This window comes from Pseudodesulfovibrio alkaliphilus (genome assembly GCF_009729555.1).
Taxonomy (GTDB): Bacteria; Desulfobacterota; Desulfovibrionia; order Desulfovibrionales; family Desulfovibrionaceae; genus Pseudodesulfovibrio; species Pseudodesulfovibrio alkaliphilus.
The window spans coordinates 337,209-363,523 of sequence record NZ_WODC01000001.1 but is presented as its reverse complement, the minus strand read 5'-3'; the positions used below and the strand labels follow the sequence as shown (position 1 = coordinate 363,523).

30 protein-coding genes are annotated in these 26,315 nt (G+C 61.6%); 10 read left to right on the top strand and 20 right to left on the bottom strand.

Features of this window, described 5'->3' with window-relative positions; translation table 11 throughout:
* The first annotated feature begins 4 nt into the window (after positions 1-4).
* Complete coding sequence (locus GKC30_RS01840; protein ID WP_231116990.1) at positions 5-658, top strand: DsbA family protein; 654 nt, start codon at positions 5-7, stop codon at positions 656-658.
* Between the two features lie 34 nt (positions 659-692).
* Here the strand turns inward: GKC30_RS01840 and GKC30_RS01835 are convergent, their stop codons facing one another.
* The 11 genes from GKC30_RS01835 to rpmH all read right to left on the bottom strand — a co-directional run bounded on the left by GKC30_RS01835 (position 693) and on the right by rpmH (position 8,834).
* Entirely contained in the window at positions 693-1,277 is a 585-nt protein-coding gene (locus tag GKC30_RS01835; protein ID WP_155931933.1) for an LOG family protein, read from the bottom strand.
* Positions 1,274-2,305, bottom strand: coding sequence for a threonine aldolase family protein (locus GKC30_RS01830; RefSeq protein ID WP_155931931.1), 1,032 nt, complete (start codon positions 2,303-2,305; stop codon positions 1,274-1,276). The genes GKC30_RS01835 and GKC30_RS01830 overlap by 4 nt, the downstream gene beginning before the upstream one ends.
* Before the next feature lie 11 nt (positions 2,306-2,316).
* Complete coding sequence (locus GKC30_RS01825) at positions 2,317-2,895, bottom strand: GDSL-type esterase/lipase family protein (RefSeq protein ID WP_155931929.1); 579 nt, start codon at positions 2,893-2,895, stop codon at positions 2,317-2,319.
* 3 nt (positions 2,896-2,898) lie between these two features.
* Positions 2,899-3,345, bottom strand: a complete 447-nt coding sequence (locus tag GKC30_RS01820; protein ID WP_155931927.1) for a pyridoxamine 5'-phosphate oxidase family protein — start codon at positions 3,343-3,345, stop codon at positions 2,899-2,901.
* A gap of 81 nt (positions 3,346-3,426) precedes the next feature.
* The gene (locus GKC30_RS01815) at positions 3,427-3,714 is read right to left on the bottom strand and encodes a hypothetical protein (protein ID WP_155931925.1); all 288 of its coding nucleotides are present in this window, start codon (positions 3,712-3,714) and stop codon (positions 3,427-3,429) included.
* A gap of 2 nt (positions 3,715-3,716) precedes the next feature.
* Positions 3,717-5,126, bottom strand: a complete 1,410-nt coding sequence (gene mnmE / locus GKC30_RS01810) for a tRNA uridine-5-carboxymethylaminomethyl(34) synthesis GTPase MnmE (protein WP_155931923.1) — start codon at positions 5,124-5,126, stop codon at positions 3,717-3,719.
* 168 nt (positions 5,127-5,294) lie between these two features.
* Positions 5,295-6,377, bottom strand: a complete 1,083-nt coding sequence (locus tag GKC30_RS01805) for a protein jag (protein WP_155931921.1) — start codon at positions 6,375-6,377, stop codon at positions 5,295-5,297.
* 45 nt (positions 6,378-6,422) lie between these two features.
* Positions 6,423-8,081 (bottom strand): membrane protein insertase YidC, encoded by a 1,659-nt coding sequence (gene yidC, locus GKC30_RS01800; protein WP_155931919.1) that lies wholly within the window; start codon positions 8,079-8,081, stop codon positions 6,423-6,425.
* Positions 8,036-8,329 carry a membrane protein insertion efficiency factor YidD gene (gene yidD / locus GKC30_RS01795; protein WP_155931917.1) on the bottom strand — a complete coding sequence of 98 codons (294 nt, stop codon included), beginning with the start codon at positions 8,327-8,329 and terminating at the stop codon, positions 8,036-8,038. Before yidD ends, yidC begins: the two co-directional genes overlap by 46 nt.
* Positions 8,330-8,340: 11 nt before the next feature.
* Complete coding sequence (rnpA, locus tag GKC30_RS01790; RefSeq protein ID WP_231117018.1) at positions 8,341-8,679, bottom strand: ribonuclease P protein component; 339 nt, start codon at positions 8,677-8,679, stop codon at positions 8,341-8,343.
* A gap of 20 nt (positions 8,680-8,699) precedes the next feature.
* A complete protein-coding gene (rpmH, locus tag GKC30_RS14945) occupies positions 8,700-8,834 on the bottom strand; it encodes a 50S ribosomal protein L34 (RefSeq protein ID WP_231116989.1) in 135 nt (44 codons plus the stop codon).
* A gap of 237 nt (positions 8,835-9,071) precedes the next feature.
* Between rpmH and GKC30_RS01785 the strand changes: the two genes are divergently transcribed.
* Together GKC30_RS01785 and GKC30_RS01780 are read left to right on the top strand one after the other, a co-directional pair.
* Entirely contained in the window at positions 9,072-9,725 is a 654-nt protein-coding gene (locus tag GKC30_RS01785) for a lactate utilization protein (RefSeq protein WP_155931913.1), read from the top strand.
* An 89-nt stretch (positions 9,726-9,814) separates the two neighbouring features.
* Positions 9,815-10,561, top strand: coding sequence for a UPF0280 family protein (locus tag GKC30_RS01780; RefSeq protein WP_155931911.1), 747 nt, complete (start codon positions 9,815-9,817; stop codon positions 10,559-10,561).
* 31 nt (positions 10,562-10,592) lie between these two features.
* Here the strand turns inward: GKC30_RS01780 and GKC30_RS01775 are convergent, their stop codons facing one another.
* From GKC30_RS01775 to GKC30_RS01765, 3 genes are all read right to left on the bottom strand, one after another.
* Positions 10,593-11,246 carry a Crp/Fnr family transcriptional regulator gene (locus tag GKC30_RS01775; RefSeq protein WP_367613917.1) on the bottom strand — a complete coding sequence of 218 codons (654 nt, stop codon included), beginning with the start codon at positions 11,244-11,246 and terminating at the stop codon, positions 10,593-10,595.
* Positions 11,247-11,273: 27 nt separating this feature from the next.
* The gene (locus tag GKC30_RS01770; RefSeq protein ID WP_155931909.1) at positions 11,274-11,573 is read right to left on the bottom strand and encodes an MTH1187 family thiamine-binding protein; all 300 of its coding nucleotides are present in this window, start codon (positions 11,571-11,573) and stop codon (positions 11,274-11,276) included.
* A 159-nt stretch (positions 11,574-11,732) separates the two neighbouring features.
* The gene (locus tag GKC30_RS01765) at positions 11,733-12,581 is read right to left on the bottom strand and encodes a YkgJ family cysteine cluster protein (protein ID WP_231116988.1); all 849 of its coding nucleotides are present in this window, start codon (positions 12,579-12,581) and stop codon (positions 11,733-11,735) included.
* Between the two features lie 350 nt (positions 12,582-12,931).
* On the opposite strand from GKC30_RS01765, the gene GKC30_RS01760 reads away from it, so the two are divergent.
* The 7 genes from GKC30_RS01760 (at position 12,932) to GKC30_RS01730 (ending at position 20,118) form a co-directional block, all read left to right on the top strand.
* Positions 12,932-13,918: a hydrogenase small subunit gene (locus GKC30_RS01760; protein WP_155931907.1), complete on the top strand. Its 987-nt coding sequence runs from the start codon at positions 12,932-12,934 to the stop codon at positions 13,916-13,918.
* 61 nt (positions 13,919-13,979) lie between these two features.
* Positions 13,980-15,698, top strand: a complete 1,719-nt coding sequence (locus tag GKC30_RS01755) for a nickel-dependent hydrogenase large subunit (RefSeq protein ID WP_155931905.1) — start codon at positions 13,980-13,982, stop codon at positions 15,696-15,698.
* Between the two features lie 336 nt (positions 15,699-16,034).
* Positions 16,035-16,589: a HyaD/HybD family hydrogenase maturation endopeptidase gene (locus tag GKC30_RS01750; RefSeq protein WP_155931903.1), complete on the top strand. Its 555-nt coding sequence runs from the start codon at positions 16,035-16,037 to the stop codon at positions 16,587-16,589.
* Positions 16,558-16,815, top strand: coding sequence for a HypC/HybG/HupF family hydrogenase formation chaperone (locus GKC30_RS01745; protein WP_155931901.1), 258 nt, complete (start codon positions 16,558-16,560; stop codon positions 16,813-16,815). Before GKC30_RS01750 ends, GKC30_RS01745 begins: the two co-directional genes overlap by 32 nt.
* Positions 16,816-16,926: 111 nt before the next feature.
* Positions 16,927-18,669, top strand: coding sequence for a bifunctional metallophosphatase/5'-nucleotidase (locus GKC30_RS01740; protein WP_155931899.1), 1,743 nt, complete (start codon positions 16,927-16,929; stop codon positions 18,667-18,669).
* A 179-nt stretch (positions 18,670-18,848) separates the two neighbouring features.
* Complete coding sequence (locus tag GKC30_RS01735) at positions 18,849-19,262, top strand: hypothetical protein (protein ID WP_155931897.1); 414 nt, start codon at positions 18,849-18,851, stop codon at positions 19,260-19,262.
* 379 nt (positions 19,263-19,641) lie between these two features.
* Positions 19,642-20,118 carry a hypothetical protein gene (locus GKC30_RS01730; protein ID WP_155931896.1) on the top strand — a complete coding sequence of 159 codons (477 nt, stop codon included), beginning with the start codon at positions 19,642-19,644 and terminating at the stop codon, positions 20,116-20,118.
* A gap of 203 nt (positions 20,119-20,321) precedes the next feature.
* On the opposite strand, the gene GKC30_RS01725 is transcribed toward GKC30_RS01730, so the two are convergent.
* The 6 genes from GKC30_RS01725 to GKC30_RS01700 form a co-directional block, all read right to left on the bottom strand.
* Positions 20,322-21,629, bottom strand: a complete 1,308-nt coding sequence (locus tag GKC30_RS01725) for an ABC transporter substrate-binding protein (RefSeq protein ID WP_155931894.1) — start codon at positions 21,627-21,629, stop codon at positions 20,322-20,324.
* 63 nt (positions 21,630-21,692) lie between these two features.
* Entirely contained in the window at positions 21,693-22,790 is a 1,098-nt protein-coding gene (locus GKC30_RS01720; RefSeq protein ID WP_155931892.1) for an ABC transporter ATP-binding protein, read from the bottom strand.
* A gap of 11 nt (positions 22,791-22,801) precedes the next feature.
* Positions 22,802-23,650: a phosphodiesterase gene (locus GKC30_RS01715; protein WP_196772778.1), complete on the bottom strand. Its 849-nt coding sequence runs from the start codon at positions 23,648-23,650 to the stop codon at positions 22,802-22,804.
* A 14-nt stretch (positions 23,651-23,664) separates the two neighbouring features.
* A complete protein-coding gene (locus GKC30_RS01710; RefSeq protein WP_231116987.1) occupies positions 23,665-24,465 on the bottom strand; it encodes a carbohydrate ABC transporter permease in 801 nt (266 codons plus the stop codon).
* A 19-nt stretch (positions 24,466-24,484) separates the two neighbouring features.
* Positions 24,485-25,351 carry a carbohydrate ABC transporter permease gene (locus GKC30_RS01705; protein WP_367613916.1) on the bottom strand — a complete coding sequence of 289 codons (867 nt, stop codon included), beginning with the start codon at positions 25,349-25,351 and terminating at the stop codon, positions 24,485-24,487.
* Positions 25,344-26,180: an HAD-IIA family hydrolase gene (locus GKC30_RS01700; protein ID WP_155931884.1), complete on the bottom strand. Its 837-nt coding sequence runs from the start codon at positions 26,178-26,180 to the stop codon at positions 25,344-25,346. Before GKC30_RS01700 ends, GKC30_RS01705 begins: the two co-directional genes overlap by 8 nt.
* Between the last annotated feature and the right edge of the window lie 135 nt (positions 26,181-26,315).

Sequence of the window (26,315 nt, the reverse complement as noted above, 5' to 3'; positions counted from 1 at the left end):
GTCCATGAAACCATACCTTGCGGGCGCAACGCCCATCCTGCCGGTCCTGGTCCTGACGTTGTTCTTTGCCGCGGCCAGCGCCATGGCGGCAGAAGACGAGGGCGGATGCGCCCCCAGGTATCGGGCTCTGGTCGAGGCGGCCAGGGTCGAGTTGCGCGGTACCGGCGACACGGAAGTGCTGATTGTGACCGACCCCCTGTGCTGGCATTGCCGCCTGGGGCACAAGCTGGTGGGCGAGTATCCCGATCTCTATGGCCGGGTGAAAGTCCTTTTTCTTCCGGGCCGCAGCTTCCTCGGCTCGGATATGGCCGCCTGGGTCATTGAGGACGTGGCCGGGACGGACCGGCTTAAGCCGTTGCTTGATTTCGCGTATCGCGACCTGCGTCAGCCCAAGGTGAGCGATCTGGACGAGGCGCGGATGCTCATCCTGGCACAGTTCACCGCGGCCTTCCCGGACATGCTGGAGGGCACGACCCTGCCCGATCTGTTCCTGCGTCTGGCCAAAGAGCACGGCCCCCGCGTGGCCGCCGGGGCCGAACTGGCCCGGGCCGCACAGCTCCCCGGCACCCCCATCCTCATCGCCGGAGACACCATAGTCATGGGCTACGGCCCGGAGGCCTGGCTGGAAGCCCTCGCCGCCAAGTCCGTTTGCCCATAGCCTTCGGGCGCTTGGGCGGCGGGGTGATCGGTGCCTACAGCCCCTTCTTCCTCTTGATCCACTTGTCCACCTGGGGCGGCGCATAGGTCTCGAAGCGGTCCAGCAGGTCGGCCGGGTCCGAGCCGGTCAGGACCATGCCTCGGTGCTCCTGCACCAGAAATCCTTCATGCACCATGCGATCCATGTGGTCGGCGAGGCAGGCGTAGTAGCCCTTGACATCCAGCAGCCCGCAGGGCTTGGCGTGGTAGCCGAGTTGGTTCCAGGTCAGCACCTCGAAAAATTCCTCAAGCGTGCCCAGGCCGCCGGGCAGGGCGATGAAGCCGTCGGACAAGTCGGCCATCTTCTGCTTGCGCTCGTGCATGGAGGCCACCACGTGCATGGCGGTCAGCCCGGTGTGGGCCACCTCCTTTTCCACCAGCAGCTCGGGGATGACGCCGATGACCTCGCCGCCCGCGTCCAGGCAGGCGTTGGCCAGCCGACCCATCAGACCCACGTCGGACCCGCCGTAGACCAGACCGATGGAGCGTTGGGCCAGCTCGCGGGCCAGGGCGTCGGCGGCCTGGGCATAGGCCGGGTCAGTGCCGGGGTTGGAGCCGAGATAGACGCAGACCCGTTTCATGACACCGCCCGCACGGCCTTCCCGATGTCGGCCACGAACTCGTCGACCATGGCCTCGGTGGTGGCCCAGGAGGTCATCCAGCGCACGGTGTGGTCGTGCTCGTCCCAGACGTAGAAGTAGTATTTGCGCAGCAGGATGTCCGTGGCCTCGGGCGGGATGTGGGCGAAGATGGCGTTGCAGTCCACGCTGCCCTTGATGCGTACGCCGGGGATGGCTCCGGCCCGCTCGGCCAGCCGTTTGGCCATGGCGTTGGCGTGGCGGGCGTTCTCAAGCCACAGGTCGTCCTTGAGGTAGCGTTCGAGCTGGGCCGAGACAAAGCGCATCTTGGAGACCAGCTGCATGGCCTGCTTGCGCAGGTAGGGGAAGCCCTCGCCGATGTCCGGGTTGAGGAAGACCACGGCCTCGCCCATGAGGCAGCCGTTCTTGGTGCCGCCAAAGGAGAGCAGGTCCACATCCAGGGCGGTGGTCATGTCGAAAAAGGAGCAGCCGAGCGCGGCGCAGGCGTTGGCCAGCCGGGCGCCGTCCAGATGGACCAGCAGGTCGCGGTCGTGGGCGAACTCCACGATATTCTCGATCTCCCTGAGGGTGTAGAGCTTGCCCAGTTCTGTGGGCTGGGTGATGGAGATGACCTTGGGCTGGCTGGCGTGGACGAATCCGATGTGGCCCAGGTAGGGGGCCACACTGCCGGGCGTGAGCTTGCCGTCCTTTGAGGGCACGGGCACCAGCTTGATGCCGCCAAAGGCCTCGGGGGCGCCGCATTCGTCGTTGTTGATGTGGGCCTGCTCGGCGCAGATGACCGAGTTGTAGGTGTGGGTCACTGCGCGAATCCCCAGGGTGTTGGCGGCCGTGCCCGTGGTCACGTAGTGGATGCGCGCCTGGGAGCCGAAGAATTCCTTGAACACCTCGTCGGTGCGGATGGATATTTCGTCGTCGCCGTAGGACTTGACGTGGCCCGCGTTGGCTTTGACCACGGCCTCCATGATGGCCGGGTGCGCCCCGGAGTTGTTGTCGCTGGCAAAGGATCGCATGGGAAAGCCTCCTATTTGAGCCCGAAGAAGGCGCGGGCCGCGTCGTGCTTGAGAATGTGTTCGGCCAAATCGGCGTAGCCCGCCCCGGCGGGGTGGACCCCGTCGCCGTCGTTTAAGGCCTGTCCGTAGACAAAGGAGCGGTGCATGGCGTCAATGGCGGGTACAAAGGGGATATCCAGGCGTTGGCACATGGATTGGAAGAGGCGCGACAGACCGGCGATGGCCTCGCGTTTGTTCCGGTCGTTCACAGGGGTGGGGCCGATCACCAGCACCTCGGCCTCGGCCTTTGCCCTGGTGAGCATGGCCACGGCCGCGCCCAGGGATTCCTCGGTGCCGATATTGTTGAACACATCGGCCACGCCGAAGTTGAAGACCAGCCTGAGCGGAGTGTTTTCCATGCGCCGGACCATGGTCTCGGCCCGCCAACGGTGCTGCATGCGTACCGTGGCATCGCGCCGCACCCCGAGATTGTAGGCCGTGGCCTCGACGCCCTCGCGGCGCAGGGCGACGCCCAGCCTGCCCGGCCAGCCCATGCCCGCCTCGTCGCCCACGCCCAGGGTCAGGGAATCTCCGAAATAGCAGATGACCATGGCTTACTCCTTGATGCGTGCGGTGATGGCGGCGATGTCGATGACATAGGCGACAGTGGCTGCCAGGGGCCTGTCTTCGTAGGGCAGCGGTTTCCCCGCGTATTTCAGGGTGATGGCGTCAAGGACGGTGTGTATTTCTTCGCCCTCGACGCGGCGGGGTCTGCCCGTGCCCATGACCGAGCGGAAGCGGTAGCCGTATTTGCAGGCTGCGTCCCCGGTCTTTGGTTCGAGGTCCACAGCCGCCGAAAAGGCCAGGAGCGCTCCCGAGTCCAGAGCCGCCGCCTTGCGGCCGCGTCGGCCCGAATGGATGCAGAGCCCGCCTTCCATGGCCGCGAAGTTGACGGGTACGCAGCAGGGCCCATGCTCGTCGGTGAAAGCCAGCCAAAGCACCTCGGCCCTGGCCAGGATGTCGGCGACGACTGGGGGATCAACGGTCACGTCTTTGCGCATGGTGGTTCTCCGTGGGTTGGTCGAAGCGGCAGCCCGAGTCATAATCCCCTCGGGCCGCGAAGACAACCCGCTGGATGCGGCTTAAAATTCGAGCAGCCCCAGGGGGTCCAGGTCGTCCTGCTCCACGCGCACGAACCGGGCCACATCGGTGAAAAGATCATTTCTGATCTCGACCAGCCGCCACTGCCGCCCCGTGCCAAAGGCATTCCACAGCTCGACCTCAATGCCCTGACGGACGCGGAATTCCACAGACTCCACCTCGGGGGGGGTGCCGCCCAGATGGGTTTGCATCAGGGGCACAAGCCCGCAGGTGACGTGGGCGACATCAATGCTTTCGGGGCGTTCGGAGGATTGTTTGCTCTCGGTCATGGCTATTTCCCTATGCAGAAGGCGTCGAAGATGGCGTCCAACACCTCCTGGGAGGTGATCTCTCCGGTGATGGACGAAAGGGTGGCGCAGGCTGTTTCCAGTCGTACGCTGAGCAGGTCGTAAGGCACCCCGGCCACGGCATCGGCCTCCAGGAGACGCAACTCTTCCGCAGCCTGACCCAGGGCCGCTGCCTGCCGGGCGTTGGGGGCCAATTCGTCCGGGTCGGGTTGGCCCGCGTTCTCGAGAATCCGAGCGCGGATTCGGACACAGAGGGCATCCAGGCCGTGCCCCGTGGTCGAAGACACGGTGACTGTTTCCAGGCCCGGCGCGGCGCGGATGGACGGATCAAAGCCCGGCAGATCCTGCTTGGTGAGCACGGCCAGGGCGCGACCGGGCGAAAGCTTTGCGGCGGTTTCCAGCGTGGCTGCATCCAGGGGCGCGGTCCCGTCCGCCAGGAGCAGGACGAGATCGGCTCTGTCCATGAGCTTTTGGCCCATGTGCATCCCGGCCGTCTCCACGGCGTCTATGGGTTCGTGCCCTGAATCGTCGGCAAGGCATGGCCGCATACCCGCCGTGTCAACCAGGCGGACCAGGAGGCCGTCTAGATTCAGGGATTCCTCCAGGTAGTCGCGGGTGGTGCCGGGCTGGTCGGTGACAATGGCCCTGTCATGGCCGAGCAGGGCGTTCATCAGGCTCGATTTGCCTGCGTTGACCCGTCCGGCCAGGACCACCAGTGCGCCTTCCCGCCATGTCCTGGAGCGGTCCACCGCCCCTAGCAGGGCGTCGATTTCAGCGCGGATGCGGGCCGCGTCTCCGGCCAATTCCCCGGGGGCGAGGCACTCCACTTCATCTTCAGGAAAATCCACGGCCACAGCGAGCCTGGCCCGCAGGGATTCCAGGCCGGACCGCAGTTCGGTGATGCGCCTGCCGAGCAGGCCCGAGAGTTTGGCCTGTGCCAGATGCAAAGCGCTCCGGCTTGGTGCGTGGATCATCTCGGCCACGGCCTCGGCCTGGGTCAGGTCCAGGCGGCCGTGCATGAAGGCGCGATAGGTGAACTCCCCGCGTTCGGCCAGACGCGCACCCTGGCGCAAGGTCTCTTCCAGCACGGCAGCCAGCACGGCGCGACCGCCGTGGCAGTTGATTTCCACAACATCTTCACCAGTGTAGGAGCCGGGACCGGGCATGAAGGCCACCAGGACATCGTCGAGAACCGCTCCGTCGGAGGCGACGATCCGGCCGTAGTGCAGGGTGTAGGGCGTGAAGTCCGTGAAGGAGGGCCGGGCAGGGCGGAACATCCGGGCGGCGATGCTCCGGCTGGAGACGCCGCTTAGGCGGATGATGCCCACGCCGCCGTCGCCGGGCGGGGTGGCGATGGCGGCGATGGTGTCGTGTGCGCGTCGCGGGTCAGGCATTCCGCACTCCGGGGTCCGAAAAGGAACCCGTGGGTTGGGGTGGCGAGCCGGGGCTTGCCCCGAGGGCTCCGCAGGGTATCTGGGGCAGATCCCGCTGTCTTCCCCGGCGCAGGTCTGGCGGGAGGAAAAGGGGCCGGGGATTTCGCTCCGCCGGCCCCGACATGGTCGCTAGTAGCGCGAGCTGTTGCCGTTTCTGCGGGCCTTGGGCACGATGAGCACCCGTTTCATCGGTCCCTCGCCCTTGGAGCGGGTGAAGACCGTTTCGTTGTCCTGCAGGGCGAGATGAATCACGCGCCTGTGGTAGGAGGACAAGGGCTTGGTGGATTGGGTGCGGCCCAGGCTGCCCGCCTTTTCGGCCAGATGCCAGGCCACCTGTCGAAGCTTGTCGTCCTGTCTTTCGCGGTAGTCGCCGGTATCCACCTGGACCCTTACCGAGGCTTCCATGGCCCTGGAGACGAGGCGGTTGACCAGATACTGGATGGAGGAAAGGGTCTGCCCTTCGCGGCCGATGATCAGCCCGCTGTTTTCCTCATCGTCGATGAAGACCTTGACCCGGTCGGGCTCGATGGTGATTTCAAGTTTGGTCTCGCCAATGATGGGGGTGAGAATCCTGACCATGACTTCATGCACGGTCTTTTGGAGGACCACGGGATCGATATCCGCCAGGTTGGCACGCGGATGCTCCTCTGCCTCGTCCATTGCTCTGGGCTGGCGCGGGGTGCGCTCGCGGGGCGGACGTTCTTCACGGCTCCGCTCGGTGCGCTGACGATCGGCACGGGGCCGGTCGCCCCTGGGTTTGTCGGATTTGGGTTTGCGCTCGCGGGGCTTGCGTTCCTGGCGGGGCTCGGTTTCGACGTTGCCGTTGGCCTCGATGACAGGCTCGCCCTGCGGCGCGGGGGCAGACTCGGGCTTGCGTTCCTGGCGGGCCTCCCGGTTTTCAGTCCCGGCCTCGCCCTGGTTCTTGGGTTCGGCCTTGGCGCGGGGCTCGGGCTTGCGATCACGCTCCGGGGTCTTGGGAGCCTCCCGGCGTTTGGGGTCCGCTTCGCCATTGAGGATGTCCGAGGCGTTGACCTGGGCTCTGGGCCGGGCCTTCACTTTGGCCTTCTTGACACCCATGATGCCGAATATCCCGGTGGAACCGCCGCCGATGATCTCGATTTCCAGGCGGTCGCGTTTGAGATTGAAATAATCACAGGCGTTTTCGATGGCTTCGTCCAGGTTTTTTCCCTGGAATTCCTTGAAGTCGCTCATTTCATTATCCTTCCAAAGCCGGAGTTAATGCCTCCGGTGCGGTATTTAGGCTTTATCGGCCGCTTTCTTTTTGCTTGACCGGGCGATCATGACCTGCTGTCCGATGGAGAGAATGTTGTTGAACAGCCAGTAGATGACCAGTCCTGACGGGAATTGCAGGAACATGAAGGTGAAGACGATGGGCAGGAGCATCATGATCTTCTGCTGGGTCGGGTCTCCTGCCGCGGGAGTCAGCTTTTGTTGCAGGAACATGGTCGCGCCCATGATGATGGGGGTGACGTAGTATGGGTCCTTGGCCGAGAGATCGACCAGCCAGGGCAGGTCCGTGAAGGGCACCTTGGCGATGAACGGGGCGTGGCGCAGCTCGACAGCGCCAAGCAGGGCCTTGTAAAGGCCGAAGAAGACGGGAATCTGCACGAGCATGGGCAGGCACCCGCCCATGGGGTTGACCTTGTAGGTCTTGTACAGGGCCATGGTCTCCTGGTTGAGGCGCTGCTTGTCGTCGCCGTACTTCTCACGCAGTTTCTGGACCATGGGCTGAAGCTTCTTCATTTTTTCCATGGAGGCGAAGCTGCGCTGGGACAGGGGCCAGAAAATCAACTTGATGACAATGGTCAGCAGGATGATGGCCACGCCGTAGTTGTGCACATAGTCATAGAAGAAATTGAGGCCGATGAGCAGCGGCTTGGCCAGGAAGTCGAACCAGCCGAAGTTGACCGCCTCCTTGAGCTGGTTGGGCATGGCCGCGAGCAGGTCGCGGTCCATTGGGCCGAGGAAGTAAGACGCTCTGACCGTCTTGGCCACGCTGGGCAGGAAGGTGGCGTCCTCGCTGACGGCCATGCGGAAGATGTCGTCCTGAACACCGGCTGCCAGGGTGGCCCGGTCGCTGGCCGGAATGACCGCAAAGAGGAAGTAGTTGGATTCTATGGCTCCCCACTTGAGTCCTGCCGGGGCGAAAAAGCCCTTGTCGCGCAGGTCGTCGCGGTCGCTCATCTCGTCGCGGCCGTTGACGCTCAGGTAGGCGATCTTGGTGGGGTTGTAGCTGTCTCCCTCGGCGGACATGGACTTTGCCGCCGCAGTGAAGGCCACGGCGCCTTCCACGCCGATGGCGGCCAGGGTGGTGATGGTGGACGACTCGGTGATGTGATAGGTCTTGGGGTCAAAGGTAAGGGTCCGTTCAATGCGATAGTCGCCAGCCTGTCCGGTGAAGGTCAGGCTCTTTGGTTCCTGGTTCGGGCCAAGGGTGATGTTCGAGCCGGTGAAGGCCCATTCCCCGTGGCGCCAAGTGTGGATTTCCCTGCCTCCTGCGGTCAGGATGAGGCCGAGGGGGCCCTTGGCAAAGGCGTTGGCGCCGATGAGGTCGACGTTGGGAGAGTTTTCCTTGACGGTTTCGCGGTAGTTCTTGAGGACGAATTTTTCGAGGATGCCGCCTTGGGAATTGAAGACCGCCGTGTACAGGGGGGTGTCCACCTTGACGGATACGCCCTCGGTGGGGGCGAAGTCCCCGACTTCGGTTGCCGGGGCCGGGGCGACGCCCTGTTCCTGGACGGTGAGCGCCGCCGCCATGCGCTCAGCCTCGGCGGCCCTTCGGGCCATTTCCGCCTGCTCCTCGGCCGAAGGGGCCATGAGATACTGCCACCCGAAGATGACGATGAAGCTTAGGACCAGGGCGAGGACAAGGCGGAGTTGCTCCTTCTTTTCCATGGGATGATTCTCGCTTTGAGTTTGTCGGTGGGCCAGACGGCCGGGACGGGGTCGTATCCCCCGCGGCATAGAGGCTGACAGCGGAGCAGGCGCCACGACGCAAGAAGGCCGCCCTTGAGCGCTCCGTGGCGGATGACGGCCTCCCGTGCGTACTCGGAGCACGACGGGATGAACCTGCATGCCGGAGGCAGCAAGGGGGAGATGAGTTTTTGGTACAACCAAATGAGCGCAAGAAAAAGAGCGCGCATCATTTCCTCACTTACGAGGCCGCCGCTTGCGCCTTGAGGCGGGATAAAAGCGGGGTGAACTCTTCTGTGGCCAGGGCGAGGTCCAGCTGATCGGCCTCCAGGTTCCGCTTGGGAACGACGACGATATCAAGAGGCAGCTCGAAATCGTACTGATGCAGCCGGAAGTACTCGCGCACCACCCTTTTGATTCGGTTGCGCGCCACCGCATTGCCCATTTTCCTGCTGACGGTCAGGCCCAGGCGCAGGCCGCCCGACCCGGACTCGCGACGAACAATGAACAGGATAAAGCTCTTGGAGAAGTGCTTTTTGCCCTGCTCGTAACATGTCCCGAACTGGAGGCGGGCAAGCAGGCGGCGCTCCTTGCCCCAGTTTAGACGGATAATCTCTTGCGTCCCTTGGCGCGACGGCGGCGGAGCACTGCGCGACCGTTCTTGGTGCGCGAGCGCACCAGGAATCCGTGGGTCCGCTTGCGGCGGCATTTGCTGGGCTGGTAAGTACGTTTCATATCGGTATCTCCTGAGAGTGTGTTTTTTTAGAAACAGGAACCCTGTCGAACGGAAGCATATAACCGGAGTCACGGCTGTCGTCAAGGCAAAAGCGGCGCATCTGCCTGTCGGGCGGGTATCGGGGCTTCCTGTCGGCCGCGCAATCTGCTACAGGTTTTCAAGTCGGATGGCGAGAGTTTTTTTGCGGTTTTTTTCGGGCCTCCGGCATCGGCCATTACATAAAATAAGGAGTGACCATGGACAATCCCATAGACGCCTACTGGGAACTCGCCCTGCGCGAGGTGAAGCTGCAACTGGCGGGCAACGGCTTTGACGCTTATCTGGTCGAGTCGGTGAAGGCGGCGGGAGAGCTGGTCCTTGGCGAAATCCTGCCCGCCCTGCAACCCAAGACAGTGTCCTGGGGCGGTTCGGCCACCCTTGTGGCAACCGGGTTGCACGAGCGGATTGCGGCTGACGGCGGGTTTGCGGTGCTGGACCCCTGGGACAAAAGCCTTTCTGCCGATGAGAAATATGAATTGCGCCGCCGCGCCCTTCTGGTGGATTGCTATTTTTCCGGTGCCAACGCGATCACCGCCGAGGGAGCCCTGGTCAATCTGGACATGTACGGCAACCGCTGCGGAGCCATCACCTTCGGTCCCAGGAACGTGATCGTCCTTGTGGGCCGCAACAAGCTTGTGCCCGACCTTGAGCGGGCCATGAACCGGGTCAAGGAATATTCCGCTCCGGTCAACGCCATGCGGCTTGACATGAAGACGCCATGCGCCAAGACGGGCTATTGCATGGACTGCGACTCGCCCCAACGCATATGCAACGTCTGGACCATTACCGAGAAATGTCTGCCCAAGGGGCGGATCAAGGTGGTGCTCATCAACGAGGATCTTGGGCTCTAGGTTGTGGAAAAGCTGTTCCAAACCGTGTTCCAAATCATGTTCCGAGCCGTGTTCGTCCATTGTTCATAACGTGCGTCGGCGGAGTTGTCATGAGTGAACGGCATCTTTCGAGCGACCGCGCCTACCGCGACATGGTGCGCCCTCGGAACGGGGAGGTGCGCTTTCAGGTGGCCGTGGAGCAGACCGATCTGCTGGTGGTGGCCGAGTCTGATCTGCGTCACCAGATGGCGGCGCATGTTGCGCGGTTGCGCGGCGAGTTGAAGAACTGGATGCTGTTTCACCCGGAGTTCGCGGCCAGTCTGGCTCCTGTTGAGGTCCCGGACTCGGCGCCGGAGATCGTCCGGGCCATGGCCGGTGCCGCCGCCCTGTGCGGGGTAGGTCCCATGGCCGCCGTGGCCGGGGCCGTGGCTCAGGCCGTGGCCGAGGCGTTCGTCGGACAGAGCCCCAATGTTCTTGTGGAAAACGGCGGCGACAGCTTTTTGTGCTCCACCCGCGAGCGGGTGGTGGCCCTGCTGGCCGAGCCGCAGTCCGGGGCTCGCCTTGGTCTGCGGCTGGCGCCCGACGCCTTCCCTGTTTCCCTCTGCGCCTCAAGCGGGACCATCGGCCACTCCCTGAGCCTGGGCAGCGGCGACCTGGTGGCCGTGCGCGCCCGCGATGCCCGGCTGGCCGACGCCGCGGCCACGGCCCTTGGCAATCTGCTGCGCGGGCCGGGGGACATCCGCCGCGTTCTGGACCGGGCGGCAGAGCTGGCCGGGAGCGGGCTGGACGGGGTCTTTGTCCAGTATGATGAGAAGATTGCGGCCTGGGGCAACCTGGAGCTGGTGGCCCTGGAGTAGTTCGCGGTTCGCTGTTTCTGGCGAGGCTTCCTCAATCCTTTTTTTTCATCACCTCGTGCAGCAGGTTGCGCTTGAGCAGCCGGATGATCCTGGTGTCGTGCTCGTCGCGGCCCACGCTCAGCAGCCCCTGCTGGGCCAGGCCGTGGATATACTGCTCGATGCGCTCGGGGGTGGTGATGAAGGTGTCGGCCATGGACCTGACCGTGGCGTCGTAGCGCAGGGTGGTGGTCCCGTTGGCCGAGAAAAGGTCGAGGATGCGGACCACGCCCATGCCGGTGCTCGGCACCTTCATTGCCTTTCTTGTGGTGGATTTGAGGCGGCTGACGAGCACGGTGATGATGGAAGAGATGACCTTGGGGGAGTCGCGCATGTATTCTTCCAGGTCATCCTTTGTCACCACGATGACCTTGGAATCCTGCAGGGCGATGGCCGTGGCTGTGCGGGTGTTGTCGTCCAGGAACAGGGCCATCTCTCCGAAGATGGAGATGGGCTTGAGGATGGCGAAGACCTTCTTGTGGCCCTCGATGATGCCCGAAATCTCGATCTTGCCCTCGGTCAGGATGTAGGCCGCATCGCCGCGGGTGCCTTCGTTGAACACGACGTTGTGCTTGAGCACGTTGCGCATCAGGAAGTTCCCGTGGGACACTTGTTTCATCTGGACGGTCTGCTGGTGGACGATGCTCACGCGGTTTCTCCTGTGGGGCGCTGCCGGTCAGGGTTCGATGCGGGTCAGAACGGAGCTGACCTTGGAGGTCAGCCCGTTTTTTCTGCCCCGGCGGCTGTCGGCGGTGAAGCTGAGGTAAAGGCGGTCAAAGTCGGGTTCGAGCTCTCTGTAGCAGGCGTCGATCACGGTCATGACCTCGTTCCAGTCGCCCTCAATGGCCGTGCCCATGGGGCCGAGCTGGCAGGGGAGGCCCGAGGCGCGGATAACCTCCACGATTCTGGCTACATGGGGGGCGAGAGAGCCCTGGACATGAAGCGGAAACAGACTGAGCTGGACGATGACGCTCATGGGCCGCCCTCCTTGCTGACGCGTTGATGTTGGCTGGGGAGCAGTCCGGCATGGTCGGCGTTACCGCGTCCCGGCCGAGGACTTGCGCTCCTCCTTGCGCCGGAGGCACGGCACAGGGTGCCTCCACAGACTTATTCCTGCATCGTCGCGGGCAAAGAGTCAATCACGCATGGAAATATCACTGCCCGGTAAAGGGGGGTCCCTCCGGGTGAAGCAGTCGGTCATCAGGGTCAGGAAGCGGCCCAGCATCACCGGGGCGGGCAGCGTGAGAGCCGGCTCGCTCCTGATGGCCCGCTCCGCGAGCAGACTGAAGGTCAGGGGGAGAACGCGGGAATGGCGCAGACCCTCGCCCGAGAAGGCGGCCAAGGCCCCTCCTGCGTCCACGGGATGGAGGACAAGCTCGTGGTTCTGCTCCGGGGTATGCAGTGCGGCGCATAGCTCGGGGGGCGAGGTGACCAGATACTGTCGGCAGGCCATGGGCCGGTTCGGATGAACAAGGCAACAGTCCTTTTCGAGGAAGGGGCAGGGGATGCCGAGCCGCCAGTAGCGGCGGGCCAGATCGCGAAAGGCGGCTGCGTCACTGGCGCCGGTTGAGAAATGACCAGTGAGCGGGGTGATCAGGCCCGCCTGGTCCAGGGTGTTGGTGGCGAGGGCGAAACGTGAGATCACGCGGCGGCGAAGCGGCTCGGGCATGGCCCTGACAAGCCCGGCGAGATGGGCCGCCTCGTGGTCGCTGACAGGCACGAGCTGGTGGCAGCAACGCGAGCAGCCCGGCCCGCAACCGATGGTCTTGCCCATGGCCGCGAGGTCCAGGGCGGTGCGCTTGTGGATGGCGTCGGCCACAGCGAACACGGCCCAAAGCAGGTCGCCGACGGAAACAGGCCCGAGGGGCAGTTTCAGTCGCAGCGTCAGCGGGTCGCCCTGGCCAAAGTCGATCAGAAGGCGCATCGGGTTGCTGGCAGCCATGGCCGGGGCGGGGATTGGCTCTGTCTGGCGGTCTGCGGGCATGGTCGGTGCGAGTCTCCAAAATGATTGAGAATTGCCGGAAATTGCCGCGAGGCGGCCATTTGGCGCTCCCCGATGCCTTATGCAGCTACCATGCCGAGACACTTCAAAGATTTTTGGAAGTTGCCTATTGCTTTTGTTTGTAAAGCGGGTTAGATCATTGTTAATTAATTTTTCCGGGGGGTTATAGCACGAACTTGGGAAAATAATGTCAAAAGTGACACGATTACGGTAAGCGTGTCATTGAAGATGGTATAGGTCCGAGTCCGGGCGTGTGTCCGGCGGTTGTGATTACAGAGAATAACGGTGTTCTCGCCAATCATGACAGACTCATTTTATTACGGAGGTGTTCTATGAAATTTTCCGTAGGTCATGGCAGGGAAGGAGCCGTGGAACGGCTGGAAAAACGCGGTGTTTCCCGTCGTGATTTCATGAAGTTCTGCGGAACCGTGGCCGCAGTGATGGGCATGGGACCGGCTTTCGCCCCGAAGGTCGCCGAAGCCCTCACCAGCGACAACAGGCCCGACGTGGTCTGGCTGCACAACGCTGAATGTACAGGTTGCTCCGAGTCCATCCTGAGGACCGTCGAGCCTTACATCGACGCCCTCATTCTGGACTACATCTCGCTCAACTACCACGAAACCATCATGGCCGCTGCGGGCCACGCCGCCGAAAAGGCGCTGTGGGACACTGTGGCCGCCGGAAAGTACGTGGCCGTTATCGAGGGTGGTGTGCCCACTGCCCCGGCCGGCATCGCCAACGAACCCGGCGCTCATGGCAAGGTCGGCGGTCACACCATGCTGGAGACCACCACCAAGGTCGTCAACAAGGCGATGGCCACCATCACCTACGGCACCTGCGCCTCTTATGGCGGTGTGCAAAAAGCCGCTCCCAACCCGACCGCGACCAAGGGCATTGACGAGTTGTACCCGGACAAGGCCATCATCAACGTGCCTGGCTGCCCGCCCAACCCGTTCTCCCTGGTCGGCACCATCGTCCACTTCGTGACCAAGGGCATCCCCGAGCTGGACAACCTCCGTCGCCCGGTGGCCTTCTACGGCGAAACCGTCCATGACCACTGCCCCAGGCAGGACTTCTTCAACATGGATCAGTTCGCCCCCTCCTTCGGTTCCAAGGAAGCCCGCGAGGGCTGGTGTCTGCGCAAGCTTGGCTGCCGCGGTGTGGAGACGTACAACAACTGTCCCACCGTGAAATTCAACCAGTACAACTGGCCCGTTCAGGCCGGCCACCCCTGCATCGGCTGCTCGCAGCCCGATTTCTGGGATGGAGCGGACTGGGATGGCGAGACTTACATGTATGCGGACCTCACCGATTTCTAGGTCCGTGTCGCGTGAGTCCGTTGCAGGCAGACTGAATCAGAATTCTTAAGGAGGATACAATATGTCCGGTTGCACTCCCAAAGCCGCTGCCATGGCCGCCGGGAAACACGATGTCATCGTTGACCCGGTAACCAGGATCGAAGGGCACCTTCGCGTCGAGGCCGTGGTGGAGAATGGCAAGATAATCGATGTGCGCAGCAGCTCCCAGCTGTTCCGCGGTCTCGAAATCATCCTGCAGGGCCGCGATCCCCGCGATGCCCAGCACTTTACCCAGCGCTCCTGCGGTGTCTGCACCTATACCCACGCCCTGGCCTCGGTCCGTTGCGTGGACAACGCCGTGGGCGTTGACAAGGTGCTGCCCCACAACGCCACCATCATCCGTAACCTTGTTCTGGCCGCGCAGTTCATGCACGATCACCTCGTGCATTTCTATCACCTGCACGCCCTGGACTTTGTCGATGTCACCGACTGTCTGAAGGCCGATGTCAACAAGGCCGCCGAGATGGCCGCCGCCGTGGCCAAGACCGTTCGCCAGGACCCGGTTTTCGTCTCCAGCAAGGAAGACCTGCAGAAGACCAAGGACACCGTCAAGAGCATCGTGGATTCCGGCCGTCTGGGCATCTTCACCAATGCCTACTTCCTCGGCGGCCACCCGGCCTACGTCCTGCCGCCCGAGGTCAACCTGATCGCCACCGATCACTACCTCAAGGCCCTGCATATGCAGGTCAAGGCTGCCCGCGCCATGGCTGTCTGGGGTGCCAAGAACCCGCACACCCAGTTCACCGTCATGGGCGGCGTCACCTGCTACGAAGGCCTCACCGACCAGTACATCAATGACTTCCTGGCCCTCTACAAAGAGGTCAAGGACTTCATTCTCGACTGTTACATCCCGGACCTCATCGCTGTTGCCGGTTTCTACAAGGACTGGGCTGCCATCGGCGGCACCACCAACTTCATGTGCTGCGGCGAGTTCCCGGTTCCGGGCGGCGAGACCGACCTGAACACCCGCTATGTCAAGCCCGGCGTGATCTTGAATCGCAACCTGGGCCAAGTGGACCCGCTTGATCCCTCCAAGATCGACGAGCATGTCAAGCACGCCTGGTACAAGGACGGCGCACCCCGGCATCCCTACAGCGGCGTGACCGATCCCATGTACACCAGCCTGGACGACAAGACCAAGTACTCCTGGATGAAGGCTCCGCGCTATGCCGGGAAGTCCGTTGAGGTCGGCCCGCTGGCCACCTGCCTGGTCAACTATGCCCAGGGACATCCCGAGTTCAAAACCTATGTGGACTTCGTCCTCAAGGCGCTCGGCGTCGGTCCCGAGGCTCTCTTCTCCACCCTGGGACGCACCGGCGCCCGCGGAATCGAGTGCCTGATCGTCGCTCTGAAGACCGAAGAGTGGGTCAACGACCTCAGAGAAAATGTCGCCAAGGGCGACGTGGACATCTGCAAGGATTGGGACATGGCCGCCTCCGCCCAGGGTGTCGGCTGGGTCAACGCCCCCCGCGGCGCTCTCTCCCACTGGATCAACATCAAGGACAGCAAGATCGAGAATTTCCAGCTTGTGGTTCCCTCCACCTGGAACATCGGTCCCCGCTGCGACAACGACATCCCCGGCCCCCTCGAGGAGGCCCTGCTCGACAACACTCCCATCGCCGATCCCGAGCGTCCGGTCGAAATCCTGCGTACCGTGCACTCCTATGACCCCTGCATCGCCTGCGGCGTGCACGTCATCGACAACAAGACCGGCAATGTGAAGAAGTTCAAGATCCTGTAGTCCGCTACGGGGCGCGAACGCCATGAAGCGGGAGCCCGAATCCCTCGGGCTCCCGCCTTTTTTCACCAGGCGCGGGGGCAAAACTCCGGGCAGGACACCTTAACAGACCGTTGAAAAAGTCCAAACATGCAGGATGTTCAATAATGGTGAGATGTTAGGCGCGGGAAAAAGTTCAAGACTGAAGAGTACTTCCTGTGCTCGAGGGTTTGAATTTTTTGAATAAGCTTTCTGTACGGCTCGAAGACTCGCCTACAGTCGCTTAACGTCCGCAGATCGCCGTTTTTCAACAGCCTGTTAGCCATTGATTCTATCGGCGGCGTCCATTAAGGGAAAAGCATGTCAGGAAGTGAAAAGCGCATCCTTGTTCTCGGCGTCGGCAACATCCTCTACACCGACGAGGGGTTCGGCGTCCGTGTGGCCGAGGAGCTGATCCAGAAATACGAATTCTCGTCCAATGTCGAGGTGCTCGACGGCGGTACCCTGGGCCTCAAGCTCATGGGGCCGATCATGGAGTCCGATGTCCTGATCATTGTGGACATCGTGCTCAACGAGGGCCAGCCCGGCGACCTCTTCCGTCTGCTGGGCGAAGATCTGAGCAAGGCCTGCGCCTTCAAGAACTCCATGCACCAGACCGATCTGCTCGACACCCTCGCCCAGTGCAGCCTGATCGGCCATGTGCCCGAGGAGGTGGTCCTGCTCGGAGTGGAACCATATAACTATCAGGACCTCTCTGCCGCCCTGTCGCCGGACCTGGAAGCTCGGCTGCCCGAGGTCGCGGACGCCGTGCTCGCCGAAGTGGAGCGGGCGGGGGGGGAATTCGCCCTGCGAACCGAGATGAACCCAGCAACGGAGAAGATCTATGTGCCTCGCGATTCCAGCAGAAATACTTGAGATCAACGATGGCGTCGCCACCTGCCGAGTGGGCGAAGGGGATACCACGGTCCAGGCCTCCATCATGCTTCTGGACGAGGAAGTCACCCTGGGCGACTACATCATCATCCACGCCGGGTTCGCCTTGCGCAGGCTCGATCCCAAGGAGGCTCAGGAAACCCTGAAAATCCTGCGCGATATGGTGGAATTGCTTGGCGGCGATAATTATCGCCACGAGATGCTCTAGCCTCTTTCCCGGCCATTTTCAGGGGCCCGGGGCAGTGCGTCCCCGGGCCTTTTTGCGTCCGTTTCCATCGCCTGCGTTCCCTGCTATGAGAGGGAAAACCTCGAGGTGCCGATGCTGTTGACAGTCCGATTCTGGCTCGCCTTCATGATGGTGCTGACCCTGGGTGCTCAGGCCCCGGCTCTGGAGCTGACGGTACTCCACATCAACGATTCCCATTCCTTCCTGGATGACACTGCCGAGAGGCTGCTGCCGGGCGGTACGCCGGTTACGGCCCGGCTGGGCGGCTGGGCCCGGCTTGCCCGTGCCGTGGAGGAGGAGCGTGATGCGGGCCGTGCAGACAATCGTTCCGTGGCCCTATTTCACGCGGGCGATGCAGTGCAGGGCGACCTGTATTTCACCAGATACGGGGGCAGACCCGAGATGGAGTTGCTCGACCGGCTCGGCTTCGAGGCCATGGTTCTTGGCAATCATGAGTTTGACCGGGGCGGTGCGTTTCTGGCCCGTATGCTCGGGTTCGCCCGGCTTCCGGTGCTGGGGGCCAATGTGGATGCCTCAGGCGTGCCGGAATTGGCCGGACGCATCACTCCGTTTGTGGTGCTCGATTTCAATGGCGAGTCGGTTGGCGTCGTCGGCCTGAGCCTGCGCGATACCCCTGTCCTGTCCAGCCCCGGGCCGGGTCTCTCCTTTTCCGACGAAGCCGCTGCGGCGCGGAGCGCCGTTGCCGAGCTTGAGCGGGCAGGGGTGAACAAGATCATTCTGCTCACCCATGTGGGCCTTGCCCGCGACATGGAGCTGGCGGCCACGGTGCCAGGAGTGGACCTGATTGTGGGTGGCCACTCCCATTCCCTGCTTGGCGATGCCGAGGCCCTGGCTGGCCTGGGCCTGACAGCGGACAACGCCTATCCTGTGCTGGTGGCCGGACCGGACGGCGACCCGGTGTATGTGGTCACGGCCTGGAAATGGGCGCGTGTGCTCGGCCGGTTCGATGTTTCCTTTGACAAGTCTGGCAGGATCACGGCTGCGCAGGGCAGGCCGCTCCTGCTGGTTGGCGATGTCTTTGAGGCCAGCGGGGCTGACGGGGAACGGGAAACCCTTACAGGCCGGGCCAGGGAAGATATCCTGGCCTTGGTGAACCGGAATCCGGCGGCGGCAGTGGTGCCTGCGGACGCGCAGATCGATGCCTTTCTCAAGCCTTATCGCGATGGCGTGGCGGCCATGCGTCAAGAGACGGTGGGCAGGGCGTCCGCCGACCTGCCCCATATCCGGGTTCCGGATATGGACGTGACCGGGCGCGGTCTGCACGGCGGCAGTCTGATCGCCCCCTTGGTCGCCCGTTCCATGCTCGAGAGGCTCGCGGCCACGGGCGGCCCGGCGGACATGGCCCTGATCAATGCGGGCAGCGTACGCCACGGGCTGGAGCAGGGCGGCATCACCGTGGGCATGATCCATACCATGCTGCCTTTCGGGAATACGATCGTTGTCGTGGAGCTGACCGGAGCCCAGGTCGTGCGTGCGCTGGAAAACGGCGTGGGACGAGGCGGCGGGGCCTTTCCCTACGTGTCGGGAATGCGCTTCAAGGCCGACATGAACCGCCCCGAAGGCTCACGAATCAGCGATGTGGCACTGGTCGGCGTCGGGGGCGCAGCCATTCCGCTGGACCCTGCACGCACCTATCGGGTGGCGACCAACGCCTATGTCGCACGGGGCGGGGATGGCTATGCGGTCATGCAAGAGGCCTCGAACGCCACGGACACGGGCTTCGTGGACGCCCTGGTCTTCCTCGGGTTCGTGGCCGGGACCAAAGTCCTGGACCCGCCGACAACCACTGGTGTCACTTACATTCCTGTCCGTTAAGGGCCGAAGCGTTTTACGCGAAAACCAAAGCCGCCCTCGCTGCAATGACCGGGGGGTGTCCCGGCTTCCTGGGCAGCCGGTCCGGTATGGTTGACGAGGCGTGAACAAGGCCAGTATATCAGCCTTTCGGCCGTCCTCTATCGAGCGAAGGCGCGAGAATCGGAAACAAAGGAGACACCATGACTGAGGAAGGGCAGAGAATACTATTCGAAGATGCCGGACCGTATCTGCTTGAAGCGTTCGAGGCCGAGCCCGAGGCAATGCTGCTTGAGGATCATCCGGTCTGTCTGCTCCAGTTCGGCGGGGTCTATCTGCCTGTTGCTCTTGAGGTTTGTCCCGCCATGGCCGAAGCGCTGGGCGCCATGCACATGACTGACATGGGGCCGGAGCGCGAGGGCATGATTCCCGTGGCCTTTGACGGGGACGAAGCCATTGAGCTGCCCCTGCTCACGGAGGTGGTCCCGGAGAGCTTCCAGTTTGGCGACATGGTCTATTTTGATGTGTTTTTCGGTCCGACCCGGGCCCGGCTTTGCCTTTCTGTCATCGCCGCGGCCACCGTGGCGCGGATAGTGTCCCAGATACCCAGCCTCTGATGCGGAAGCGCCAAGCGCCCAAGGGACGGATGATGCGCAGGTTGCCTCTCGCCGAGAGGGGCTATTGGGGGTTCCTTGTCGGAGAAGAGCCTGTTGCGGGGTGAGGGCGGTCGGGAATTATCCCAGCGGGGTTGCCGCGCTTGATCTCCCGGAGTCGGGCAACGGCCTTGATGCGCCCAGACCAACGGCGGTTGGGCTCGGCCAAAAAGTTTGCCACAAAAAATGAACCAGTTGGCCCTCCTGGTCGGGAATGAGCCTAATCACTGCATTGCCAAGATCGGCAAAATGGGATAGCTGTGCCCTTTGGCAAAGAAATTCACAGGGATTCTCATTGGAAAGATTACGTTTTTTTTATTCAAGGTTGCAGCGTGTGGTCAATATGAATAGATCGAAGCGGATGCCCCTTTTGGGTGCGGCGTTCGTCCTTGGAATTGCTATCTGGTGCGTGGCCCTGTTCGCCCCCGGTTTTTTCGGTGGCGAGCGGGCCGCCAGCGACGGTCTGTCGGGATTGGTCTCTGTGAAGGGCACTGTTTCGCTTAAGGCTCTGGAGCTGACCGGCGGTGAGGTCATGGAGATCAACAGGGCTGTTCAGGAGCACAGTGCGCTTTTTCGTCAGATCGACCTTTTTTTGGATGCCAAGACAGTCTCGGGGCGTATCGAAGGAGACACGATCCTGGTTTGGGCCATGGTCCTTGAGGCCGATGGCGATTGCGAGGTGCGCTCATGGAGCCGAAAGGTGGAGCGGGCCGCGCTGGTTTCCCAGATGGTCCATTACATGCAAAAAGCGGCCAGGGAATACGAGGAGTTTCGCAAGCATCCAGATGTGACCCGTAATTTCAAGTGCATCTACATCTAGGATTTTGGCTGTGCCGGACAACTTGCAGGTATGCCTTGTCATTCGCGGCGGTTGGCAGATCAAACCTGCTTTGCCGAGTGGCGTTGGCATAACGCCTTCATCTTTCTTCCGGGTGCAAAGGATTTCATTGGACCTGCCTGGGCAAAGGCGAAAAGGGGGGCGCAAGGTGCGCCCCCCTTTATTTGGGAAGTTATACGATGCCGCTAAGGCAGTTGCAGGGCCGTCTTCTCCACGTAGGGAGCAAGGATTTCGTCGGCTTCGTTTTGCGCGGCGCGGGCGGCCTCCGCAGGCTTCAGGTTCGGATCGTTGAGCAGACGGGCCATGTTGTTTTCCATGGCTTTGCGTACGGCGATAGTCTCGTAGGTGGAGTACCAGGGTTGCGCGTATTTGAGCTGGTCCAGAGCGGTCTTGGCGTCTGGGTGTTGTGTGAGATACTGTTTCATTTCCGGCAGGTCGTATGCCTTCATGCGCGGGGCGAAATACCCGGTGAACCGGCTCCAGCGGCCGGACACCTCGGGGCTGGTCAGATAGCTCATGAACTTCCACGCAGCCTTTTGCTGCTCTTCGGAGATGCCTTTGAAGGTGACCAGTGAAGCTCCGCCGATAAGAACGCCGCGGGTGACTTTCTGCGGCATGAAGGCCACACCAAGTTCGAAGTCCTTGGAGTTTTCGCGCATGTGGCCCAATGCGCCAGTGGAGAGAAACGCCATGCCGAGCTGGCCGGCGAAGAAGGTGGAAGAGATGGTGTTGGGGGTCAGAACGCCTTGGGGCATGACCTTGTGTTTGAACACCAGGTCGCGCCAGAAGGTCATTGCTCCAACCGTGGTCGGTGCGGTGTAGTAGACCTCGCCAGGATACTTGGAGTTGTAGTATTGGCCGCCATTGGCCATGACCAGGGAGGAAAGGATCCACCCGCAGTAGTCGGTGTTCACGCTCGGGAGCATGATGCCCCAGCGGCCTTGGTCCGGATTGGCTATCTTTTTCGCTGCTTCGACCACTTCGGCCCACGTGGTGGGCGGTTCAATGCCCATTTTGTTGAACATGGTCTTGTTATAGTACATGACCGGGGTGGAGTTGTGGAATGGGATGCCGTAAGCCTCGCCGCTGAAGGAGGCGTTCTGTCGCAACGCAGGCCAGAACTCCTCGGCAAGGAATGTGTCGGCGTCCACATTGGCGTGTCGGGCCAGGGTCTGGATGGGCGCGATGAAGCCGTTGATGGCCAGGTCGGGTATGAGGTTTGCCATCATGATGACCAGCGCCGGAGGATTGCCCGCCTTGGCGGCGGCCTCGGCCTTGACCTTGGTGGTGTCGTAGTCGCCAGTGAAGATGCCGCGCACTTCGACCTCGGACTGTGACTTGTTGTACTCGGTGACGATGGTGGTCATTTCCTTGGCCAGCTTGCCCTGTACCGGGGAAGGGAACATGAAGTCGATCCTGGTTGCGGCCGTTGCGGCGCTGCTGATGAGCATTACCGCTAGGACCAGGAACAGCACGATTCGTACATTTCTCATGATCATCTCCTAATGGTTTGATTTACATATACCCCCTGCATGCAGGGGGGGGCTTCGGTACGATCAGCACAGGCGTTCCTTGCCCTCTGCGGAGAAGAAGTGCGCCTTGCTAAGGTCCAGCAGGAGTCGGGTGGTGTCCCCGCTTGCATAGGGTACGCCATGGTTTGCCACGCGCACTCTGAGTCCGTTGGAACCGCCGGTTGTGTGGAGCACGATGTCGCTGCCGAGCATTTCGACGGTCGAAAGCGTGCCGGCGAGGCTTACGAGGCCGCTCCCTTGATCATCGGCTTGTCCTTCGGAGGCTAGAATTATGTGCTCGGGGCGGATGCCCATCCGCACTGTCCTGGCTTGATTCAGGGCAGGCTTCACGAATGCTGGGGTAGGAACTTTCAACCCGTTTGGCAGACGCAGTGAACCATTCTCGCAGGCTATGTCGATAATGTTCATGGCAGGCGAGCCGATGAACCGCGCCACAAAGAGGTTGGCGGGAGTCTGGTATAGCTCCTGCGGCGTGCCCACCTGCTGGATGATCCCGTCGCGCAGCACCACGATGCGGTCAGCCATGGTCATGGCCTCCACTTGGTCGTGGGTCACATACACGGTGGTGGTCTTCAGTTTGCGGTGAAGCTCCATGATAGACAGGCGAACCTCGTTGCGAAGTTTGGCGTCGAGGTTGGAGAGCGGCTCATCCATGAGAAACAACTCGGGTCTGCGTACGATGGCGCGGGCCATTGCCACGCGCTGCCGCTGTCCGCCGGAAAGCTGGCGCGGCTTGCGCTTCAGCAATCCCTCAAGGTGCAGGATTTCCACGACCCGACTGAGGGCCTTCCGCTGCGCTTCGCGGCTTTCCTTTCTGATTTTCATGCCAAAGAGGATGTTGCGTTCCACGCTCATGTGCGGGTAGAGGGCGTAGTTTTGAAAGACCATGGCCACATTGCGTTTTTTGGGATGCAGCGTGGTCACATCCCGCGGGCCGATCTGTATGGTCCCTTCCGTGACCGGCTCAAGGCCGGAGATAAGCCGTAAAACAGTGGACTTGCCGCTTCCCGAAGGTCCGACAACAGCGATGAATTCCCCGTCGTTGATGGCCAGGGACAGGTTCTGGATGATTTTTGCGGCGCCGAAGTGTTTTGCGACGTTGTTCAAGCGGACACTGCTCATGTTGTTTCTCCTTACAGCTGGCCTTCAGGGCAGGCGCAGGCACTATCGAACGGATACGGTCCGTCGAAGGGTGCCAGCGACTGGCTGTAGGTGACCAGGCCGGTTTCGGGTGTATGGCGGTGAAAATAGAGTGCGGGGGGTTCAAGGGTGTAGGAACCGTCCAGGTCCGTACTGTGAAAGGGCACCTGGTGGGCGGCACCGGGCACGGTGCAGATGAGGATGTGGCCTACGTTCTGGAAAATGGAGCGGTGCGTGTGGCCGCACAGCAATCGCGTGACATTTGGGTATCCCTTCAACATGTCGATGAGCGCTTGGCCGTCACGGCACCTGATGGCGTCCATGTGGGCGTTGCCCGAAGGCAGGGGGTGGTGGTGCATGCACACGGCGGTTTCCCTGTCCGTGTCCTTCTGCAGTTCCCTTGCCAGCCAGGCCATCTGTTCTCGGCCTATCTCGCCGTGCAACTCGCCGCTGATGGAGGAGTCGAGCATGATGAAGCGCACAGCATAGTCTTCAACGGTGTAGCGAATGTTGTGCTCGCCGGATTTGTCGACATTTTCGAGCGGCGGACAGATGTCCATGAGCGCTTCAAGGAGATGCGCGTTGTTGTCGTGGTTTCCCGGGATGATGTAGACAGGCAGGGTTATCTGTCCAAGGATGCGCCGTGCCATCGCATACTCCTGTTTTTGCCCGCAGTTGACAATGTCTCCGGTGATGATCACCGCATCAGGCCTGTCCGTTGTCTTGGCGATGCTGTTGAGCGTTGCCACATGGCGGCTGATGAGCGCGTTGGTATCCACAAAATCGTAGAGCTTCACCCCGTGCGGGCGAATGTGCAGATCGGATATGTGGGCGATGAGCATGAATGTCCTCCGTTTCATTTATATTGAGTGAATCCGAAGCTGCTGATGAAGTGCTTCTGGAACAGGACGAATGTTAAGGTTATGGGCAGGCATACGAGCAGGGTGCCTGCGGCAATGAGCCCCCACTCGGCCCCGGATTCGGCGCTGGTGGTGAAGCTTACCAGTCCGATGGTCAGGGTATGGGTGTCCATGTCGCTGAGGACCATGAGCGGCCAGAGATATTCGTTCCAATGGGTCGTGAGGCTGACGATGCTGAAGGCCAGGAGCGTCGGCCAGATGGCGGGCAGCAGCACAAGGATGAAGATGTGGAGGAGGTTGGCTCCCTCCACCTGCGCGGCCTCGATCATCTCTTTTGGCACGCTGCGGAACGCCTGGCGGACCATGAAGATGCCAAAGGCCGAAGCCATGTATGGAAGCATGGCGCCAAGGAGGGTGTCCAGCAGGCCCAGCGACTTGAGCGTCACCATGTTGGGCACCATGAGCACGATGGGCCAGAGCATCAGTTGCACAAGAAAGAGCCGAAAGACCAGCTCTCTGCCCCGAAACGGTACAAAGGCGAAGACATAGCCTGCCGTGGTGATGGAGAAAAGTTGAGCCGAGAGGATGCCGACGCTGAAGATAATGGTATTGCGGTAGAGGGTTCCCCAGTCCGCGTAGATGAGTGCGTCCTGGAAATACCCTACCGAGAGGGGCCATTGGGGAATGAGCGATGCGATGTCCGCCCCGCCGGAATCCGGACGCAGGGAAGCCGTGATCATCCAGACAAAGGGGAGAGCCCACACCGCGCCGATCAAGGCGCAAATGATCGTTCCCATTTTGTTGTATGCCGAGTGGTTACCGCTCATAGTCAACTCCGGAATCAAGAAGTGCGTTGTTGAGCCAGGTGAGGAAAAAGAGACCCACGACCGTGCATAGGGTCGCGGCGTAAGCCTTGCCCAGATCCTGCGATTCCATGGTTATGGTCTGGATGTAGTAGAGCAGCACTGTGGTGGAATGGCCTGGACCGCCGTTGGTCATGGCCGGGATATGATCAATCTGGGTAAAGGAATAGACCAGGGCTATGGTTCCCACAAAGGTCAGCGTGGGCCGTAAAAGCGGCAAGGTGACGTGATAGAATCCTTGCCAGGGCGAAGCCCCCTCGATGTGGGCCGCTTCCAGGGCGTCGTCTGGGATGGACTGCAGACCAGCGAGGAAAAAGAGCATGTAATAGCCGGAGTATTTCCATATGCTGATGATAATGAGCACCGTAAGCGCCGTGTTCTCCTGTCCCAGAAAGTTGTGGTGGCTGCTCCTGATGAAGACGGAGAGGTAGTGGTCCAGCAGGCCCACGCCGGGCAGAAAGATGAACGACCATAGGGCGGCGGCCGCAACCAGCGGCACAAGGGTGGGAAAGAAGAATATGGAGCGCAGCCAGCGGTTGGCCCGCGAGTTTTCCTTGAGAAGCAATGCGAAGAACAAGCCGATGATCAGGCTGGGGATCACCGTGAATACTACATAAATGATGTTGTTGATGACTGCGGCCATGAAGGCGGGATCATCGAAGAGACGGACGAAATTCGCCAATCCCACGAACTGACCGCTGCTGGTGGCGCGGGAGTCGTACATCGATTCGATGACCGCCTGGAAAAAGGGCTTGTAGGTAAAAAGGAACAGCAGTGCCGCACTGGGCGCAAGCAGCAGAATGTGAAGACGTTTAAGCACGGCCCGCCTCCTCGGCTTCATGCCTCTTCAGGACGCTGGCAAGCTCGCCGACATGGGAGAACACATGCGGGGTTGTGTAGGCGGACTGGTCGTATTCCTTGCGTGAGGTGACTCCGCTGAACACTAGCGCCGTGGCAATACTGCCGTACACGCCGAGAGCGATATCGGTGGTGAGCCTGTCCCCGACCATGATGATGTGCTCCAGCGGAACCGGGTGTTTCTCGCGGATCACTGCAAGTACATACGGATTTGGTTTTCCCGTGCTCAGAGGCTGGAGCCCGGTGGCGGCCTGGATATAGGCCAGTGTGCAGCCGATATCGGGCACGATCCGCCCCTCGCCTACCGGGCAGATCATGTCGTGGTGCGTGGCCAGGTAGCGGGCTCCGGCCCTGAGGTGCATGCAGGCAGTGGATAGCTTGCTGTAGCTCAAGGTGGGATCAAGGCCGACCAGCACCGTGTCCGGCGTGGTGGCCGGGCTGTCGGTTACGCTGAGACCGAACTCCCCACACGCCTCTTTCAAGGCCGTATTGCCGAGTACATAGACGCTTGATCCCGGCCAGTGGGATGCAATGTAATGGGCGGCGATTGTTCCGGCGGTGTAGATGTTCGTTTCCGGGACGTCGCAGCCGAATCCTGCCAGAATGTGCCGGCATTCCTGCCTGGTTCTGGAAGAATTGTTAGTCAATATGCAGGAGTGCGCCCCCATGTCAGCGATAGCCTTCAGGCACTCGACGGTGCCCGTGATGCACTGCGGGCCGTTATTCAGAGTGCCGTCCATGTCGAAAAGGAAAAGACGCTTTTCCTTAAGCTCTTGAAAATGTTTAGGCATTGGAACCTGTTGCCTTGGTTGCTGGTTGAACAAAAAAGGGCGCCATACTCGCTGGAAAGCTATTCCACCTGCCAAAGCAAATGGGTTTTTCAGGTGCTTTTCCCAAGAACGAATATGACGCCGCTTTCACATGAT

Bases quoted from the DNA above. Each gene is read 5' to 3' on its own strand.
- GKC30_RS01835 (WP_155931933.1), bottom strand. From the start codon at position 1,277: ATGAAACGGGTCTGCGTCTATCTCGGCTCCAACCCCGGCACTGACCCG.
- GKC30_RS01720 (WP_155931892.1), bottom strand. From the start codon at position 22,790: ATGAGCAGTGTCCGCTTGAACAACGTCGCAAAACACTTCGGCGCCGCA.
- GKC30_RS01830 (WP_155931931.1), bottom strand. From the start codon at position 2,305: ATGCGATCCTTTGCCAGCGACAACAACTCCGGGGCGCACCCGGCCATC.
- GKC30_RS01840 (WP_231116990.1), top strand. From the start codon at position 5: ATGAAACCATACCTTGCGGGCGCAACGCCCATCCTGCCGGTCCTGGTC.
- GKC30_RS01755 (WP_155931905.1), top strand. From the start codon at position 13,980: ATGTCCGGTTGCACTCCCAAAGCCGCTGCCATGGCCGCCGGGAAACAC.
- rpmH (WP_231116989.1), bottom strand. From the start codon at position 8,834: ATGAAACGTACTTACCAGCCCAGCAAATGCCGCCGCAAGCGGACCCAC.
- GKC30_RS01825 (WP_155931929.1), bottom strand. From the start codon at position 2,895: ATGGTCATCTGCTATTTCGGAGATTCCCTGACCCTGGGCGTGGGCGAC.
- yidD (WP_155931917.1), bottom strand. From the start codon at position 8,329: ATGCGCGCTCTTTTTCTTGCGCTCATTTGGTTGTACCAAAAACTCATC.
- GKC30_RS01780 (WP_155931911.1), top strand. From the start codon at position 9,815: ATGAGTGAACGGCATCTTTCGAGCGACCGCGCCTACCGCGACATGGTG.
- GKC30_RS01700 (WP_155931884.1), bottom strand. From the start codon at position 26,180: ATGCCTAAACATTTTCAAGAGCTTAAGGAAAAGCGTCTTTTCCTTTTC.
- GKC30_RS01710 (WP_231116987.1), bottom strand. From the start codon at position 24,465: ATGGGAACGATCATTTGCGCCTTGATCGGCGCGGTGTGGGCTCTCCCC.
- GKC30_RS01815 (WP_155931925.1), bottom strand. From the start codon at position 3,714: ATGACCGAGAGCAAACAATCCTCCGAACGCCCCGAAAGCATTGATGTC.
- GKC30_RS01745 (WP_155931901.1), top strand. From the start codon at position 16,558: ATGTGCCTCGCGATTCCAGCAGAAATACTTGAGATCAACGATGGCGTC.
- GKC30_RS01760 (WP_155931907.1), top strand. From the start codon at position 12,932: ATGAAATTTTCCGTAGGTCATGGCAGGGAAGGAGCCGTGGAACGGCTG.
- GKC30_RS01715 (WP_196772778.1), bottom strand. From the start codon at position 23,650: ATGCTCATCGCCCACATATCCGATCTGCACATTCGCCCGCACGGGGTG.
- GKC30_RS01785 (WP_155931913.1), top strand. From the start codon at position 9,072: ATGGACAATCCCATAGACGCCTACTGGGAACTCGCCCTGCGCGAGGTG.
- GKC30_RS01735 (WP_155931897.1), top strand. From the start codon at position 18,849: ATGACTGAGGAAGGGCAGAGAATACTATTCGAAGATGCCGGACCGTAT.
- GKC30_RS01765 (WP_231116988.1), bottom strand. From the start codon at position 12,581: ATGCCCGCAGACCGCCAGACAGAGCCAATCCCCGCCCCGGCCATGGCT.
- mnmE (WP_155931923.1), bottom strand. From the start codon at position 5,126: ATGCCTGACCCGCGACGCGCACACGACACCATCGCCGCCATCGCCACC.
- GKC30_RS01805 (WP_155931921.1), bottom strand. From the start codon at position 6,377: ATGAGCGACTTCAAGGAATTCCAGGGAAAAAACCTGGACGAAGCCATC.
- GKC30_RS01740 (WP_155931899.1), top strand. From the start codon at position 16,927: ATGCTGTTGACAGTCCGATTCTGGCTCGCCTTCATGATGGTGCTGACC.
- GKC30_RS01750 (WP_155931903.1), top strand. From the start codon at position 16,035: ATGTCAGGAAGTGAAAAGCGCATCCTTGTTCTCGGCGTCGGCAACATC.
- yidC (WP_155931919.1), bottom strand. From the start codon at position 8,081: ATGGAAAAGAAGGAGCAACTCCGCCTTGTCCTCGCCCTGGTCCTAAGC.
- GKC30_RS01770 (WP_155931909.1), bottom strand. From the start codon at position 11,573: ATGAGCGTCATCGTCCAGCTCAGTCTGTTTCCGCTTCATGTCCAGGGC.
- GKC30_RS01730 (WP_155931896.1), top strand. From the start codon at position 19,642: ATGAATAGATCGAAGCGGATGCCCCTTTTGGGTGCGGCGTTCGTCCTT.
- GKC30_RS01725 (WP_155931894.1), bottom strand. From the start codon at position 21,629: ATGAGAAATGTACGAATCGTGCTGTTCCTGGTCCTAGCGGTAATGCTC.
- GKC30_RS01820 (WP_155931927.1), bottom strand. From the start codon at position 3,345: ATGCGCAAAGACGTGACCGTTGATCCCCCAGTCGTCGCCGACATCCTG.